Origin of the sequence: Sphingomonas trueperi (assembly GCF_011927635.1) — a bacterium.
Classification (GTDB): Bacteria; Pseudomonadota; Alphaproteobacteria; order Sphingomonadales; family Sphingomonadaceae; genus Sphingomonas; species Sphingomonas trueperi.
Genome location: NZ_JAATJB010000008.1, coordinates 1 through 16,470 on the forward strand (window position 1 = coordinate 1; position 16,470 = coordinate 16,470).

A 16,470-nucleotide genomic window follows, 5' to 3' on the forward strand; every position below is an offset into this window, starting at 1 on the left:
CCGCGACGGGTGATCCTTCTCGTGTTCCAGCACCATCCGCACCGCGCGCGTGCGAACCTCAGGCGAGAACTTGTTCGTCGTCTTGCTCGTCATAGACCCTTCCTCTCAGGAGTTGGGGCCTCCGACAAACCCGGCGCGGTTCAAACCGACCCGAGGGCACGTCCTTGAGCGTAGTCCAGCTGTATGCGCGGGATCGCTCCACGCGCGCGGCAAGCTCAGGACTGTCCCTGACATACCCGTCCTTTACGTGGCGCATTTTCACCCGCTCGGTCATCTCGAGGACAATCAGACCGATGGTGACGGCACCAGCTTCCACGAGGGTGAGTCGATCGGGCCGCCATGGCTGCGGATACGGGTCGTACCTATCCCCCTTCATAGGGGCTTCTCGGGGGTCGATACGCAGGCGGCGAGCGGCTGAGTTAAGACCGCTGAGGGTCACGCGGTGACCGGCGTCCTCGAAGGCAGTGTACAGAGCATTCGCGAGCAGCAATGCGCGATCGAGCGTGTCGGACGACGCTTGAATGTCGGGCAGAGCGCGCTTGAACGGACGTAGGAAGCCGTCATCCTTGGTCGGGCGAGTATTGAGGAAATCTGCCTTCCTGCCACGAACGAGGGGATGCATGGTTGGGGGCGCACGATGCTCTGAGGTCGCCTTTTTTCGAGGCGCTCGTGGTCGCGACGGTGCCTTGGGGAGGGCCGAACCCTCGTCGGTCCACGCCACAAGCTGCCCTTCTGCTGGTGGCGGTAGTGGCGGTGCTGGGTCCGCCTTGCCGAGCTCAAGTCGCACCCAGTGGCCCTGTGGTGGCCTCGGGACTCCCAGCGCGGCGCAGATCTGTACCAACTTGCTGTATGATATGCCGAGTTGCTCCGAGGCTTTTGTAATCGGCATTGCCCATACGAGGCGATAAAGTTCCTCACGCGCGACCATGCGCTGCTCCGTCCAAGATCGATCTGCGCTAGTGAGCGCAACGATCCCTGCGAGGGTAGTCTCCCGTCATGAACATGACCGAGGTACTCTACTGCCGCTTCCGATCGCTCCAACGACCGAGGGGACTCGTCACGATCGTAGCGGACAAAGCAGCTGTCGGAGGGGCAGGCCGGTGCGAACGAACCTCAGGAACCGGGAACCGGACGTTCTGCAGATCTTTCTGCTGTCTCAGCCGAAGTTCGTCCTGCCTGTCCCATAAGGCGTCATTACGCGAATCATCGGGAGAATGGCGGATTTCCGCGGCTCGCGAGAATGTGACCACATATGAGAGCGAACTTCACCTCTTATGGGCGAAGCGACAGGACGATGCTGGATGTCTGCGGAGAGGTGAATGGTGCCCGGGGACGGAGTCGAACCGCCGACACTGCGATTTTCAGTCGCATGCTCTACCAACTGAGCTACCCGGGCACACCGGCGGAACCGCCGGGGAGCGCGCCTGTTAGTCGGGGAATTCGTGGCTGTCCAGCCCCGATTGCACATTTGTTTGCGCCGGCTCGCCGGGCACGCGGTAGCCCTCGCCCAGCCATTGCAGCAGGTCGCGATCCTTGCAGCCACGGCTGCAGAAGGGCTTGAAGTCGCTGGCGGTGGGCTTGCCGCAGATCGGGCAGGCGTCGCGGGGCATGCGGGTCACTCCTTGGGGGTCACGAACTGGACCGTGCCGCCCATGCGGCGGGCCAGCGTCTCGGTCCAGTCGGGCTCGCGCGCCAGGCGGCGGGCGATTCGGGCATCCACCATATGGGTGGCCGGCACCGGCGGGGGAAGGCGTTCCAGCCGGCGCAGCTCGGCGCGGGTGGCGGCGCCGACCGGATCGGCGTGGAGCAGCTCGGGCAGCGACGGGCGGGTGCGGCGGCGGACGATCTGGAGGAAGCCGAAGCCGTTCACCGCGGTGCGCTCGAAGGGCTGGGGCAGGGCGGCGTCGATCGCCTCGGCAACGGCGTTGCGCGCGGCCTTGCTGCTCAGCGTGGGGAAGTCGATGCCGATCGAGCCGCCGATGCCGAACCGCAGAATCGCGCGGGCGACGGCGTGGGCAGCGGCGATCGACAGCGGCTCGAGCGGGCCCGCGCCGTCTACGTCGAACAAGGTCATGGCGGGGGTCGGGGACATGCGCAGTGCGCCGCCGGGAAAGGCGATCTCGCCACTATAGGCTTCGTCGAGCAGTTCCGACCAGCCAGCCTCTTCCAGCGCATCCGCCTCGTGGGGGCGGAGCATACGCACCGGATGGTCGCTGGCGGTGATTCGGGCGAGCAGATCCGGGCCGTAGCCCAAGGGAGCTTCAGGGGGGACGGGAACGGCCTTGGGGAGCTTGGCGCGGCCGGGTTCGGGGATCGCCTCGCGGACGATCTTCACCTTGAGCGGCGCGCCTTGCGTGATGCCCTTGGGGAGCGGATCGCACAGCGCCTCGCCGCCCTGGTCGAGCGTCACCTTGCCGGTGGACTTGTCGGCGAGCCTTGCCGCGCAGATCGCGCCGACCTGGGGGCGGGTGCCCGCCAGTTCGATCCTTGCCTTCCAGATCACCCCGCGCGAAACGAGGGCGGCGCGGTTCTCGCCGATCCCCGCCTCGTACAGCCACTCAGCCAAGGGGGTAGCCGGCGCCGGCCAGCAGCGCGCGGGCCTCGAACACCGGCAGGCCGACCACGCCCGAATGGCTGCCGGAGAGGAAGCGCACGAACGCCTCGGCCTTGCCCTGGATGGCATAGCCGCCCGCCTTGCCCATGCCTTCGCCGCTGGCGACGTACCAGTCGATATCGGCATCGCTCAGGCGCTTGAACGCGACCACGGTGTCGGCAACGCGCGTGCGGGCCTTGCCGTCCGGGCCGATCACGCAGATCGCAGAGAGGCAATGGTGGCGGCGGCCGGAGAGCAGCGCGAGCATGCGGCGCAGATCGGCCTCGTCTTCGGGTTTGCCGAGGATGCGGCGGCCGACGGCGATGCTGGTGTCGCCGGCGAGGACGATCTCGTCGTCGGCACGCGTCACCGCATGCGCCTTGGCGGTGGCGACGCGCAGCACATAGGGTCGCGGCAGCTCGCCGGGGCGGACATCCTCGTCCACGTCCGGGGCGGCAACGCGATCGGGCACGGCGCCGATCCGGGTGAGCAGATCGAGCCGTCGCGGCGAAGTGGAAGCGAGCACGAGCCGCATGGGCCGCGCCTGCTTACTTGAAGCGATAGGTGATGCGGCCCTTGGTCAGGTCGTAGGGCGTCAGCTCGACGAGCACCTCGTCGCCCACCAGCACGCGGATGCGATTCTTGCGCATCTTGCCGGCGGTGTGGCCGAGAATCTCATGGTCGTTCTCGAGCCGGACGCGGAACATGGCGTTGGGGAGAAGCTCCACAACCTGTCCACGCATTTCAAGCAGTTCTTCTTTGGCCAAAAAATGCCTCTCAGGGATTAGCGCGCGTAAAAGTGCGTCGCCCTTACAGCGCTGGAAGGAAAAAGGGAAGGCGGCGCGGGATAGGCGCGCGTCTTTGTGTGAGATGTGGGGAGATCGGGCGGGAAGGCAAGATGCGGGAAGCTCCTCCCCTGCCCAGCAGGGGAGGGGGACCGCCGCCGAAGGCGGGGGTAGAGGGGCCGCCGCGATAGCGGCGGGTGCCTCACCGCTCGGTACCCCGCGCCTGGCGGCGCGGCCCCTCCACCATTGGCTGCGCCAATGGTCCCCCTCCCCCAGCAAGCTGAGGGAGGATTTGTGCTCTCAGTGCGTCCCGCCGCCGGCCAGCGCCGCCAGCAGCAGCAGCGCCACGATGTTGGTGATCTTGATCATCGGGTTCACCGCGGGGCCTGCCGTATCCTTGTACGGATCGCCCACCGTATCGCCGGTCACTGCGGCCTTGTGGGCGTCGCTGCCCTTGCCGCCGTAATTGCCGTCCTCGATGTATTTTTTCGCATTGTCCCAGGCACCACCGCCGCTGGTCATCGAGATGGCGACGAACAGGCCCGAGACGATCACGCCGAGCAGCATCGCGCCCACCGTGGCGAAGCCCTGTTCCTTGCCCGCCACCGCGGCGATCAGGAAATAGACGAGGATCGGGCTCAGCACCGGCAGCAGCGAGGGGATGATCATCTCGCGGATCGCCGCCTTGGTGACGATGTCCACCGTGCGGGCATAGTTGGGACGGCTGGTGCCCGCCATGATGCCCGGATTGTCGCGGAACTGTGCGCGGACATCCTCCACCACCGATCCCGCCGCGCGGCCGACCGCGGTCATGCCGAACGCGCCGAACAGATAGGGGAGCAGCGCGCCGAGCAGCAGGCCGACGATGATGTACGGGTTGGACAGCGAGAAGTTGACCGGCCCGGTCAGCCCCAGCGCGTCGCGATAATGGTCGAGATCCGTCGTGTAGGCGCCGAACAGCACCAGTGCCGCGAGCGCCGCCGAGCCGATCGCATAGCCCTTGGTCACCGCCTTGGTGGTGTTGCCCACCGCATCGAGCGCGTCGGTCTTGTGGCGAACCTCTTCGTCGAGGCCTGCCATCTCGGCGATGCCGCCGGCATTGTCGGTCACCGGACCATAGGCGTCGAGCGCGACCACCATGCCCGCCAGCGCGAGCAGCGACGTCGCGGCGAAGGCCACGCCGAGGATGCCCGCGATCTGATAGGTCGCGATCACCGCGACGACGATCACCAGCGTCGGCAGCGCGGTCGATTCGAGGCTGATCGCGAGGCCCTGGATGACGTTGGTGCCATGGCCGGTCACCGAGGCCTTGGCGATGGATTTCACCGGGCGGAAATTGGTGCCGGTGTAATATTCGGTGATCCACACCAGCAGCCCGGTGACGACCAGGCCGATCATCATGCACCAGAACAGCCCCATGCCGGTGACGGTCGGCATCGCCGCCGCGGCGGCCACGGCATCGGCAGAGAGTGTGCTGCCGTCGAGCAGTGCCGAAGGTTCGCCCAGCGAGGCGATCGAGTCCTGCATCCGGCCGCCCAGGACATAGTGGGTGACGCCGTAGATCGCCGGCACCGCGAGGATAACGGTGGTCCAGAAACCCTTGTAGAGCGCCCCCATGATCGACTGGTTGGCACCTAGCCGCACCATGTACGTGCCGACAATTGAGGTTATGATACATACGCCGCCGACCAGCAGCGGTAGCGCCATCAGCCGGGTGAGCAGCGCCGCGTCTACGCCGCGCAGCAGCAGCGCGATGGTGACCATGGTGAGGCCGAGCGTGACGACATAGGTCTCGAACAGATCGGCGGCCATGCCGGCGCAGTCGCCGACATTGTCGCCCACGTTATCGGCGATCACGGCGGGGTTGCGGGGGTCGTCCTCCGGGATGCCCGCTTCGACCTTGCCGACGAGATCGGCGCCGACGTCCGCGGCCTTGGTGAAGATACCGCCGCCCAGCCGCGCGAAGATCGAGATCAGCGAGGCGCCGAAGGCGAGCGTGGAAAGGGTGAGCACGACGATGCGATCGCCCGGTGCATGATGCGCCACCTCGACCAGATACCAGAACAGCACCGCGATCGAGAGCAGGCCGAGGCCCGCCACCAGCATGCCGGTGATCGCGCCCGAGCGGAAGGCGAGGGTGAGCCCGCCCTGCAGGCTGCCGCGTGCCGCCTCGGCGGTGCGGACGTTGGCGCGCACCGAGATGTTCATGCCGACGAAGCCGGCCACGCCGGACAGGATCGCGCCGATCAGGAAACCGACGGTGGGGATGATCCCCAGCGTGAGGAGCAGCACGACACCTACCACGACGCCGACCACGGCGATGGCGGTATATTGCCGCATCAGATAGGCCTTGGCGCCTTCCTGGATCGCGGCGGCGATATCCTGCATCTTGGCGTTGCCGGCGGGTGCGCGCAGCACCTGCTGGCTGGTGATGAAGCCATAGGCCACGGCGATCAGGCCGCAAACGATGGCGAAATAGACGATCGTCATAGAGTGACATCCTCCCCTGCAATTGCGGGTCGCGGCGCACGCCGGGTGTGTCCAGTCTCGTCCGCGACCCGGGAGGGTATAGCAATAAGGGGTTCGCGCAAGGCGGTTGGGGGCGAAGGCCAGGACTGCGGCCACCTCCTACTCCCCGTCATCCCCGCGGAGGGGGGGATCCATTCGCCTGTGCGCTCGCGGCAAGAGCCGATCGGGCGACCCCAATGGATCCCCGCCTGCGCGGGGATGAGGGCTCGTGGGGAAGAGGCGCTTACCGCGCGCCGGCGATGATCCGCCGCACGCCTTCCAGCACCACGCCGTAGACCAGGTGCGACGCCGCGCCGAACGCATGGATCGAGGCCGGCGTCTCGCTCGGCCCGCTGCCGAGACCCAGCGCCGGCACCGCGCCCTCGTCGAGCAGCGCCGAGGTGACCACCCCGTATGCGCCGCCGAAGCCCGAGGCGGCTTCCGGGCGATACTCGGTGATCAGCCCGTAGATGCCGCCCAGCACGCCGCCGACGATATAGTGCACCGCCTGGCCCGAGGCCTCGCGATACTTCTCGGGCACCTTGTCGCCGGTGGTCGCCTCGACCACCACGTCGGCGGCCTTCACCGTCGCCGGATCGCCGTCGCTCTGGTCCTCCTTGGGGATCAGCTTGCTCGCCTGGTTCTGGAACGCGGCCATGGCGGCCGAGGCGACCAAGCCGGCGGCGACGCCCGCGAGCAGGCCGATCAGGGGACGGGGATTCGATGCCATGCGAATTGCTCCGAAAGGGATGCGACACGCGGCCGCACCGGAAGGGGAAACGCACCCCGCCGGAATCGTCAGTAGCGGATGCGCTCCGCCGTCACCCGATCCCTGGCGAGGAACGCCTGGACACTGTCGTTGCCGGCGAGATGGCCGGCACCTACCGCCAAGAACACCGTTCCGGGCGTTTTGAGCCGTGTCTCGATCCATTTCGCCCAGCGCGCATTGCGCTCGGTCAGCAGGATCCGCGCGAGCTCGGGGGTGTCGCGCATGCCTTCGTTCATCGTCGCCCCCAGCGCCTCGGGATCGCCGGCGGCCCATTGATCGATCATCTTGCCCAGCTCGGTGCCGAGCCGGGGATAGTCGTCCACCGCAGAGGTGAGGAAGGCGAGCTGCAACGCAGCGGGCATCGTCGCGAAATAGCCGAGCTGCTGTTCGGCGGTCTCGAGCCCGATCACCGGCTTGCCGCTTTCCTTCGCCGCTGCGGTCAGCACCTTCTCCGCGCCGCTCGCCGGATCATAGCCGAGCTTGGGCAGCCCGGCGACGCTGAGCGTGATGCCCGCCACCCAGGGCTGGAGCATGTCGAACGCCGCCGGCGGCACGCCGATATCGCCCATCGCCTTCAGATAGGCGTCGCGCTTGTCGGGGGGGAGCTGGTCGGCGATCGGCTTCGAACCCGGCGGGGCCAGCGCCATTCCGGCGAGCAGCCCCTGCATCGTCGCGGGATCGGGCTCGACCAGCTCGAGCACCAGCGTGTCGCTCTTGTCGAACGCCGTCTTCACCGCCGAATCGAACCAGCTGAGCCCGGGCTTGAGCACATGAACGGTGCCGAACAGATAGATGGTGGTGTCGGCATCCTTGACTACCCAGAGCGCCGGATCGGCCGGGCGGGTCTGCGCGGCTGGGGCGGCGCCCGGCGCCGCCTGGCCGAAGGCCAGCGGGCTGAACAGCAGCGCGAGCGGCGCGGCGGCGACGGCGAACAGCGACTTCAACTTCACGCCGGAAAACTCCCCCGAATGAACCGGCGCAGCATCGTGCCGCGGCGGTGTGCTGGTCTTATATCACGCTTTCAGTCGCGCGGCATGCCAGGCGACATGCTCGGCGAGGAAGGTGGAGACGAAATAATAGCTGTGGTCATAGCCGGGCTGGAGCCGCAGCGTGAGCGGAATGCCGGCGGCGGCGCAGGCATCGGCCAAAAGCTGCGGGCGGAGCTGTTCGGCGAGGAAGTTGTCGGCATCGCCCTGGTCGACCAGCAGCTCGGGCAGGCGCGCGCCGTCCTCGATCAGCGCGACGGCGTCATGGGTGCGCCATGCCGCGGGATCGTCGCCAAGATAGCCGCCCAGCGCCTTTTGTCCCCACGGCACCTGCGCGGGTGCCACGATCGGCGCGAAGGCCGAGACGCTGCGGAAGCGCTCGGGATTGCGCAGTCCGATGGTGAGCGCGCCGTGCCCGCCCATCGAATGGCCGGTGATGCCCTGGCGGCCCATGTCGGCCATCGGGAACTCGGCCGCGAGCAGCGCGGGCAACTCGTCCTCGAGATAGCTACGCATGTGGAAATGTTCGGACCACGGCGCCTGGGTCGCATCGACATAGAAGCCGGCGCCCTGGCCGAAATCATAGTCGGGTACGTCGATCACGCCCTCGCCGCGCGGGCTTGTGTCGGGTGCCACGAAGATTACCCCAGCTTCGGCGCAGGCGCGGCGATACTCGCCCTTCTCCGTCACGTTGGCGTGGGTACAGGTAAGGCCCGAGAGATACCAGAGCACCGGCAGCTTCGCGCCGTCTTCATGCGGCGGCACATAGACCGAGAAGGTCATCGGCGTGCCCGTAGCGGACGAGGCATGGCGGTACACGCCCTGCACGCCGCCGAACGCCTTGTTCGTGGAAACCGTCTCGAAGCTCATTGAAACACCACCGTCTTGCCCTGGTTGAGGAATACCCGGTGCTCGCCCACCGCATGCACGGCGCGGGCGAGGACCTGGGCTTCGATGTCGCGGCCGATGCGGATCAGGTCGTCCACCGTCGCGCGGTGATCGACGCGCTCGACCGCCTGTTCGAGGATCGGTCCTTCGTCGAGGTCCGAGGTGACGAAATGCGCGGTGGCGCCGATCAGTTTCACGCCGCGCGCATGGGCGCGGTGATAGGGCTGGGCGCCCTTGAAGCCGGGCAGGAAGCTGTGATGGATGTTGATGCAGCGGCCGGCCAGCGCCGCGGTGAGCGCGGGCGACAGCACCTGCATGTAGCGGGCGAGCACCAGATAGTCGGCGCGCGCCTCGGCCATCAGCGCGAGGATGGCGGCTTCCTGCTCGGGCCGGTTGGCCTCGCTGACGGGAAGATGGTGGAACGGCACGCCGTGCCATTCGGCGAGCCCGCGCAACGCATCATGGTTGGAGACGACCGCGACGATCTCGGCAGCCAGCGCGTTGCTCGCGCGGCGGTGGAGCAGGTCGGCGAGGCAGTGCGAGCCCTTCGATACCGCCACCACCATGCGCGGCCGGGCGTCGCCGGGCGTCAGCGACCAGTCGAGCGCCAGCTGTGCGGCGATCGGCGCGAACGCGGTCCGCAGGGTCTCGCCGTCGGGGAAGCGCGGGCCGCCAGCCTGGAAGACGAGGCGCAGGAAGAAGCGCCCCGTCTCGAGATCGGCATATTGCTGGCTGTCGAGGATGAACCCGTCGCGCTCGGCCAGGAAGCCGGTCACGCCGGCGACGATGCCGACGCGATCGGTGCAAGTGAGCGTGAGGATCCAGGTCGACATGCCCGCCGCTTCAGGCTGCCGGGCGATGCAGGGCGCAGATCTTGTTGCCGGCGGGATCGCGCAGATAGGCGAGATAGATCTTGCCGAAGCTGCCTTCGCGCCAGCCCGGCGCGCTTTCGATCGGGGTGCCGCCATGCGCCGCGCCGGCGGCATGCCAGGCGTCGGCCGCTTCGGTGGTCGCGGCCCGGAATCCCAGCGTGCCGCCATTGGCATGGCAGGCCGGCTCGCCGTCGATCGGCTTGGTCAGCATGAACAGGCCGCCATCGTGCAGGTAGATGACGCGGCCCTTGGGATCCATGCGGCCGGGGCCGATCCCCAGCGCACCCAGCGCCGCGTCATAGAAGGCCTTGGACGCCTCGATATCATTGGCGCCGAGCATCACGTGACTGAACATCGTTTCCTCTCCTTTTCTCAGTAGACGACGACGCTGCGGATGCTCTCGCCCGCATGCATCAGGTCGAAGCCCTTGTTGATCTCTTCCAGCGTCAGGACATGGGTGATCATCGGGTCGATGGCGATCTTGCCGTTCATGTACCAGTCGACGATCTTCGGCACGTCGGTCCGGCCCTTGGCGCCGCCGAACGCGGTGCCCTTCCAGACGCGGCCGGTGACCAGCTGGAACGGGCGGGTGCTGATCTCCTTGCCCGCCTCGGCGACGCCGATGATGATAGATTCGCCCCAGCCGCGATGGCAGCATTCGAGCGCGGTGCGCATCACCTCGGTGTTGCCGGTCGCGTCGAAGCTATAGTCGGCGCCGCCGTCGGTCAGCTCGACCACCTTGGCGACGATCTGCTCGCGCGACATGCCACGCGTGTTGAGGAAATGGGTCATGCCGAACTTGCGGCCCCATGCCTCGCGGTCCGGGTTGACGTCGATGCCGATGATCTGGCCCGCACCCGCCAGCCGGGCACCCTGGATCACGTTGAGGCCGATCCCGCCCAGGCCGAACACTACGACCGTCTCGCCCACCTGCACCTTGGCGGTGTTGACCACCGCGCCGACGCCGGTGGTGACGCCGCAGCCGATATAGCAGCTGGTCTGGAAGGGCGCGTCCTCGCGGATCTTCGCCACGGCGATCTCGGGCAGCACGGTGAAGTTCGAGAAGGTCGAGCAGCCCATGTAATGGAAGATCGGCTGGCCCTTGTAGCTGAAGCGGGTGGTGCCGTCGGGCATCAGCCCCTTGCCCTGGGTGGCGCGGATCGCGGTGCACAGGTTGGTCTTGCCCGAGAGGCACGACTTACACTGGCGGCATTCGGGCGTGTAGAGCGGGATCACGTGATCGCCGGGCTTCACGCTGGCGACGCCGGCGCCCACCTCGCGGACGATGCCGGCGCCTTCATGGCCGAGCACCGAGGGGAACAGGCCTTCCGAATCGAGGCCGTCCAGCGTGTAGGCATCGGTGTGGCACAGGCCGGTGGCCATGATCTCGACCAGCACTTCGCCCGCCTTGGGGCCTTCCAGATCGAGTTCGACGATCTCCAGCGGCTTCTTCGCTTCGAAGGCGACGGCGGCACGGGTCTTCATGGCCGGGTTCTCCTGTAGGGCTTGGTTGGGGCGCCTGATCGGTCAATCGGTGGCCGCTTGCAACCCGTCGCGGCTCGTTTCGTTGGCGGCGGGGGCATACGGAAGTGCAGTTGCGCGGATGCGCGGAAAGGCGTTCCATCCGCCTGCTTATGGGAGACCTGCCGATGCCGCCCCTCGTTCTTGCGCTGCTGATTGGAGTCACTGCCGGCATGCGGTCGATGACTGCGCCGATGGCGATATCCTGGGCTGCCTATGCCGGCTGGCTGCCGCTCGGCGGGACCTGGCTCGGTTGGCTGGGCTGGTGGGGGACCCCGTGGATCTTCACGCTGCTCGCAATCGGTGAATACATCGCGGACAAGCTGCCGACCACGCCAAGCCGAAAGGCGCCGCCGGGCTTCATCGGTCGGCTGCTGTCGGGCGCGCTGTGCGGTGCGGCGATCGGGCTGGCGGCGAGTTCGCTCCCCCTGTGCCTCGCCGCCGGCGTGGCGGGCGCGGTGATCGGCACCTTCGGCGGCCATGCGGCGCGGATGGCGCTATCCCGGGCGTTCGGTACCGATCTGCCGGCCGCGCTGATCGAAGATCTGACGGCGATCGGTATCGGCGCGTTCGCCGTGGCATCGCTGTGAGCCGCAGGTTCGACGCGATCGTCATCGGCGCGGGACAGGCGGGGACGCCGCTCGCCGGCCGGCTGAGCGATGCGGGCATGTCCGTGGCCCTGGTCGAGCGGCACCTGCTTGGCGGCACCTGCGTCAACACCGGCTGCAAGCCCACCAAGACGCTGGTGGCCAGCGCCTATGCCGCGCACATGGCGCGGCGGGCCGCGGACTTCGGCGTGACGATCGGCGGAGAGGTGGGCATCGACTTCGCGAAGGTCCGCGCTCGGGCCGACAAGATCTCCGCCGACTCGCGCGCGTCGCTGCGAAGCTGGATCGACGGGATGGCGCATTGCACCCTGTTCTTCGGCCATGCGACGTTCGAAGCGCCGCATCGGGTGCGGGTGGGCGACGAGGTGCTGGAGGCGAACCGCATCTTCCTCAACGTCGGCGGCCGCGCGCTGGTGCCCGACATGCCGGGGGTGGAGGAGGTGCCGTTCCTCACCAACAGCACGATCCTCAAGCTCGATGCGGTGCCGCGGCACCTGGTGGTGGTCGGCGGCAGCTATATCGGGCTCGAGTTCGGCCAGATGTTCCGCCGCTTCGGCGCCGAGGTCACCATCGTCGAGAAGGGCCCCAGGCTGATCGGCCGCGAGGATCCCGAAATCTCCGACGCGGTGCGCGACATCCTGGAAGCCGAAGGCATCGCGATCCGCACCGGGGCGGAGTGTATCCGCTTCGCGGCGCAGGGCCAGGACGTCCTGGTCGGCGTCGACTGCCACGAGGGCAGCCCCGAAGTGCTCGGCAGCCATGTGCTGTTGGCGGTCGGCCGGACCCCCAATACCGATGATCTCGGGCTCGATGCGGCGGGCGTGGCAACGGATACGCGCGGCTATGTCCAGGTCGATGACCGGCTGCGCACCAATGTCGCGCACATCTGGGCGATGGGCGACTGCAACGGCCGCGGCGCCTTCACCCACACGGCCTATAACGATTTCGAGATCGTCGCCGAAAACCTGCTCGACGGTGCCGACCGCAAGGTGACCGACCGCATCCCGGCCTATGCGCTCTACATCGATCCGCCGCTCGGCCGCGTCGGCATGGGCGAGGCGGAAGCGAAGAAGTCCGGCCACCGCATCGAGGTCGGCAAGCGGCCGATGACCCGGGTGGGCCGCGCGGTGGAGAAGGCCGAATCGCTCGGTTTCATGAAGCTCGTCACCGATGCGGACAGCGGGCGAATCCTCGGCGGCGCGATCCTCGGCACCAGCGGCGACGAGGCGATCCACGGTGTGCTCGACCTGATGGTGAAGCAGGGGACGGCCACCGACCTGGCGCACGCGGTGCATATCCATCCGACCGTGTCCGAGCTATTGCCCACCATCGCCGGCGAGCGGAAGCCGGCCTGACAAGGGAAGCGCCCGATGGACGAGGACAGCAAGCTCACCCGCTCGAAGCGCGCCTGGGCCGAGGCGGGCAAGTTCCTCACCGGCCGCACGTCGCGGCCCGAAGCCGAGCGGCTGCCGCCCGGCCAGCATCTCGTCACCAACTGGCCGGTGCTCGATCTCGGCCGCCAGCCCGAGGTGCGGCCCGAGCGCTGGCGGCTCACCATCGACGGCATGGTCGCCCGGCCGCTGACGCTCGACTGGCCCGCCTTCGAGGCGCTGGCCACCGACGAGCGGGTGAGTGACATCCACTGCGTCACCAGCTGGTCGCGCTACGACAATCGCTGGGCGGGCGTCGCCACCCAGCGGCTGCTCGCCATGGTCGAGCCGCGCGACGAGGCCGAGGCGGTGATGCTCCACGGCTATGACGGCTATACCACAAACCTGCTGCTTGCCGATTTCGCCGCGCCCGACGCGTTGATCGCACATCGCTGGGAGGGCAAGCCGCTTCACCGCGACCATGGCGGCCCGGCGCGGCTGGTGGTGCCGCATCTCTATTTCTGGAAGAGCGCCAAGTGGATCGCGCGCATCGAGGTGATCGGGCGCGACCGGCCGGGCTTCTGGGAAGTGAACGGCTATCACCTGCGCGGCGATCCCTGGGCCGAGGAACGCTATTCGCACCGAGCCGGAAGGCGACCAACAAACACCCGAGCGCCAATACGTAGCTATCCGCATGACGCTGCAGATGCGGGCCACATATTTTGGCGGCATGCGTTCTAGCGTCTGCCCTTCTTCCCTCCTTGTACCGCGCGAGGTGCGCGCATGAAGGAAGGCGTCCCCATGCCGAGCCGCGCCCCGCGCGAGCGCGTGCTGCTGGTCGATTCGCAGGACGAGTCGCGCCGCGCGCTGCAATTGCTGCTCCAAGGCTGCGGGATGGAGGTGCGCGCCTTCGCTTCCGCCGCCGCGGCGATGGCGGAAGCGACGCTCGACCAGATCCGCACGCTGCTGATCGCGCGCGAGCTGTCCGACGGCGATGCCATCCACCTGCTCCGGCAGCTGGCCCTGCGCGGCTGGAAGGGGCGGGCGATCCTGATCGGCCATAGCCACGCCGAGCTCGATGACGAAGCCCGTGCCGCCGGGTTCGCGCATGTGGTGAAGAAGCCGGTCGGCCGACTCGAGCTGCTCGGCGCCCTCGCGCGATGAACTTCCCGCTGCCGCAGTTCGACATGCCGGCGCCGGTGACGCTGGGCGACCGGCTGCGGCGGCGCATCCCCGAGGCGATGGCGACGCTGCTGCTGCTCGTCTCCGGCCTGGCGCTGGCGCCGCTCGTCTCGCGCGGCGAGCGCTATGTGCTGGTCGGCGTGCTGCTCGCCTGGGCCGCGGCGATCCTGCTGCTCGCTTCCTACAGTCGCGCGCTGCGCCGCCGCCTGCGCGCCGAAGAGGCCGATGCCCGAAGGCGGGCCGATCGCGCCGACGAACTGGCCGCCGAGCTCAACCTGCTGATCGACGGCGCGGTCGGCTATGCGATCTACACCGTCGATCCCAGGGGGCGCGTCTCCTTCTGGAACGAGGGCGCGGAGCGGCTGAAGGGCTGGCGCGAGGACGAGGTGCTCGGCCGCGATATGGGCCTGTTCTATCCGGCCTCGGCGGTGGCGGCGGGCAAGCCGCGCGCCGATCTCGACGCGGCGCTGCGCGACGGGAAGCTGGAGGAAGAGGACTGGCGCCTGCGCAAGGACGGCAGCGAGTTCCTCGCCCAGGTGCTGATCACCCCGCTGCGCGGCCCCGACGGGCGGTTGCGCGGCTTCGGCAAGGTGATCCGCGACATCACCGAGCAGCGCGCCAGCGAGCGCCAGGCCACCGCCGCCGCCAACCATCTCCGCTCGATCCTGGCGACGGTGCTCGACGCGATGGTGATCATCGACGAGCGCGGCAACATCGTCTCGTTCAGCGCCGCCGCCGAGCGGATGTTCGGCTATGCCGAGGACGAGGTGGTCGGCGCCAACGTCAGCCTGCTGATGCCGGTAGGGGACGGGGCGCGGCACGACGGCTATATCCGCCGCTATCTGGAAACCGGCGAGCGCCGGATCATCGGCACCGGCCGCACCGTCACCGGTCGGCGGCGCGACGGATCGACCTTCCCGATCGAGCTGTCGGTCGGCGAGGCGATGACCGAGGGCGAGCGGGTCTTCACCGGCTTCATCCGCGATTTGAGCGACAAGCAGCGCGCCGAGCAGCGGATCGAGGAACTGCGTTCCGGCCTGATCCACGCCGCGCGGGTGAGCGCGATGGGCACCATGGCGTCGACGCTGGCGCACGAGCTCAACCAGCCGATCACCGCGGTGGTGAACTATGTGCGCGGCGTATTGAACCTGCTCGACGCGGGCGACGCGCAAGACCTGCCGATGATCCGCGAGGCGCTCGACGATACCGCGCAGGAGGCGCTGCGGGCCGGTACGATCGTCCGGCGACTGCGCGAATTCGTTGCGCGCGGCGAGGTGGAGAAGAGCGTCGAGCACATCCCCGATCTGGTCGACGAGGCCTGCAAGCTGGCGCTGATCGGCGCGCGCGAGAAGGGCGTCGTCGCGGAGTTCCTGTTCGATCCCGCCGCCGGGCCGGTGCTGGTCGACCGCATCCAGATCCAGCAGGTGCTGATCAACCTGATGCGCAACGCGATCGAGGCGATGGCGGAAGTATCCGAGCGGCGGCTGACCATCTCCAGCCGGTTGGAGATGCCAGGATTCGTGCGGGTGACGGTGGCGGATACCGGGCCCGGGGTCGCCGCCGAAGTCGCCGAGGACCTGTTCCGCGCCTTTCACAGCACCAAGGTGGACGGCATGGGCCTCGGCCTCTCGATCTGCCGCACCATCGTCGAGGCCAATGGCGGCCGCATCTGGCTGGAGCCGCGCGAGGGCGGCGGCAGCTGCTTCCACTTCACCCTCGTCCATGTAGAAGAAGGGAATCTTCCGTGACCGACAAGCGCCTCGTCCATATCGTCGACGACGAGGATGGCGTCCGCCGCTCCGCCAGCTTCATGCTCAAGACCTCGGGCTTCGCGGTGCAGACCTGGCCCTCGGGCGTCGCGTTCCTCAAGGAGGCGCGCCATGTCGAGCCCGGCTGCGTGCTGCTCGACGTGCGCATGCCCGAGATGGACGGGCTGGAGGTGCAGCAGGAACTCCACGCGCGCGGCATCGCGCTGCCGGTGATCGTGCTCACGGGCCATGGCGACGTCTCGCTGGCGGTGAAGGCGATGAAGGCGGGGGCGGTCGATTTCCTCGAAAAGCCGATGGAGAGCCGCGCGCTGATCGATGCGATCAACCGCGGCTTCGAGCGGCTGGAAGCCGCCGAGGACGTCAAGGCGCGCGCGGCGGATGCCGAAACGCTGCTTGGTGCGCTGACCGTGCGCGAGCGCGAGGTGCTGGAGGGGCTGGCGCAGGGCTATCCGAACAAGACCATCGCCTATGATCTCGGCATCTCGGCGCGCACCGTGGAAGTGCACCGCGCAAACGTGATGGCGAAGCTGGGCGCGAAGAGCCTGTCCGAAGCGCTCAGAATCGCCTTCGCGGCGGGCATGGGCGCAGGTTAAACGATTGCACAGTCGTGCATCTTTGG

General features: G+C 68.1%; 17 protein-coding genes and 1 tRNA gene. 6 read left to right on the forward strand and 12 right to left on the reverse strand.

The features are described from left to right. Positions 1-1,320 precede the first annotated feature (1,320 nt). From GGR89_RS13255 to GGR89_RS13310, 12 genes are all read right to left on the reverse strand, one after another. Positions 1,321-1,396 (reverse strand) — tRNA-Phe (locus GGR89_RS13255). A gap of 31 nt (positions 1,397-1,427) precedes the next feature. Then, positions 1,428-1,610, reverse strand: coding sequence for a DNA gyrase inhibitor YacG (locus GGR89_RS13260; RefSeq protein ID WP_125977343.1), 183 nt, complete (start codon positions 1,608-1,610; stop codon positions 1,428-1,430). Positions 1,611-1,615: 5 nt separating this feature from the next. After that, positions 1,616-2,566 carry a ribonuclease E/G gene (locus tag GGR89_RS13265; RefSeq protein ID WP_125977342.1) on the reverse strand — a complete coding sequence of 317 codons (951 nt, stop codon included), beginning with the start codon at positions 2,564-2,566 and terminating at the stop codon, positions 1,616-1,618. After that, positions 2,559-3,128: a Maf family protein gene (locus GGR89_RS13270; RefSeq protein ID WP_125977341.1), complete on the reverse strand. Its 570-nt coding sequence runs from the start codon at positions 3,126-3,128 to the stop codon at positions 2,559-2,561. The genes GGR89_RS13265 and GGR89_RS13270 overlap by 8 nt, the downstream gene beginning before the upstream one ends. Before the next feature lie 13 nt (positions 3,129-3,141). After that, complete coding sequence (gene infA / locus GGR89_RS13275) at positions 3,142-3,360, reverse strand: translation initiation factor IF-1 (RefSeq protein WP_003049127.1); 219 nt, start codon at positions 3,358-3,360, stop codon at positions 3,142-3,144. Positions 3,361-3,678: 318 nt separating this feature from the next. Continuing rightward, positions 3,679-5,868, reverse strand: a complete 2,190-nt coding sequence (locus GGR89_RS13280) for a sodium-translocating pyrophosphatase (protein WP_125977340.1) — start codon at positions 5,866-5,868, stop codon at positions 3,679-3,681. 262 nt (positions 5,869-6,130) lie between these two features. Next, on the reverse strand, positions 6,131-6,616 hold the full coding sequence (locus GGR89_RS13285; protein ID WP_125977338.1) for a DUF1440 domain-containing protein: 486 nt from the start codon (positions 6,614-6,616) through the stop codon (positions 6,131-6,133). Positions 6,617-6,684: 68 nt separating this feature from the next. Further along, positions 6,685-7,605 (reverse strand): TraB/GumN family protein, encoded by a 921-nt coding sequence (locus GGR89_RS13290; protein ID WP_167712970.1) that lies wholly within the window; start codon positions 7,603-7,605, stop codon positions 6,685-6,687. Positions 7,606-7,668: 63 nt separating this feature from the next. Further along, the gene (gene fghA / locus GGR89_RS13295; protein WP_125977336.1) at positions 7,669-8,511 is read right to left on the reverse strand and encodes an S-formylglutathione hydrolase; all 843 of its coding nucleotides are present in this window, start codon (positions 8,509-8,511) and stop codon (positions 7,669-7,671) included. Continuing rightward, positions 8,508-9,362 (reverse strand): formyltetrahydrofolate deformylase, encoded by an 855-nt coding sequence (gene purU / locus GGR89_RS13300; RefSeq protein ID WP_125977335.1) that lies wholly within the window; start codon positions 9,360-9,362, stop codon positions 8,508-8,510. The genes fghA and purU overlap by 4 nt, the downstream gene beginning before the upstream one ends. Positions 9,363-9,372: 10 nt before the next feature. Continuing rightward, complete coding sequence (locus tag GGR89_RS13305) at positions 9,373-9,756, reverse strand: VOC family protein (protein WP_125977334.1); 384 nt, start codon at positions 9,754-9,756, stop codon at positions 9,373-9,375. Between the two features lie 17 nt (positions 9,757-9,773). Beyond that, on the reverse strand, positions 9,774-10,886 hold the full coding sequence (locus GGR89_RS13310; RefSeq protein WP_125977333.1) for an S-(hydroxymethyl)glutathione dehydrogenase/class III alcohol dehydrogenase: 1,113 nt from the start codon (positions 10,884-10,886) through the stop codon (positions 9,774-9,776). A 164-nt stretch (positions 10,887-11,050) separates the two neighbouring features. Here GGR89_RS13310 and GGR89_RS13315 point away from each other — a divergent pair, with 164 nt between their 5' ends. Genes GGR89_RS13315 through GGR89_RS13340 form a run of 6 tightly spaced genes read left to right on the forward strand, consistent with a single transcriptional unit; the run spans position 11,051 to position 16,444 of the window. Next, positions 11,051-11,512 (forward strand): DUF4126 domain-containing protein, encoded by a 462-nt coding sequence (locus GGR89_RS13315; RefSeq protein ID WP_164542707.1) that lies wholly within the window; start codon positions 11,051-11,053, stop codon positions 11,510-11,512. Next, the gene (locus tag GGR89_RS13320; protein WP_125977332.1) at positions 11,509-12,885 is read left to right on the forward strand and encodes an FAD-containing oxidoreductase; all 1,377 of its coding nucleotides are present in this window, start codon (positions 11,509-11,511) and stop codon (positions 12,883-12,885) included. The genes GGR89_RS13315 and GGR89_RS13320 overlap by 4 nt, the downstream gene beginning before the upstream one ends. 15 nt (positions 12,886-12,900) lie before the next feature. Then, a complete protein-coding gene (locus GGR89_RS13325) occupies positions 12,901-13,641 on the forward strand; it encodes a sulfite oxidase-like oxidoreductase (RefSeq protein ID WP_241213430.1) in 741 nt (246 codons plus the stop codon). Between the two features lie 60 nt (positions 13,642-13,701). Beyond that, entirely contained in the window at positions 13,702-14,064 is a 363-nt protein-coding gene (locus GGR89_RS13330) for a response regulator (RefSeq protein ID WP_125977331.1), read from the forward strand. Next, complete coding sequence (locus tag GGR89_RS13335; protein WP_125977330.1) at positions 14,061-15,830, forward strand: PAS domain-containing sensor histidine kinase; 1,770 nt, start codon at positions 14,061-14,063, stop codon at positions 15,828-15,830. Before GGR89_RS13330 ends, GGR89_RS13335 begins: the two co-directional genes overlap by 4 nt. Beyond that, positions 15,827-16,444 carry a response regulator transcription factor gene (locus tag GGR89_RS13340; RefSeq protein ID WP_125977329.1) on the forward strand — a complete coding sequence of 206 codons (618 nt, stop codon included), beginning with the start codon at positions 15,827-15,829 and terminating at the stop codon, positions 16,442-16,444. Before GGR89_RS13335 ends, GGR89_RS13340 begins: the two co-directional genes overlap by 4 nt. Positions 16,445-16,470 lie beyond the last annotated feature (26 nt).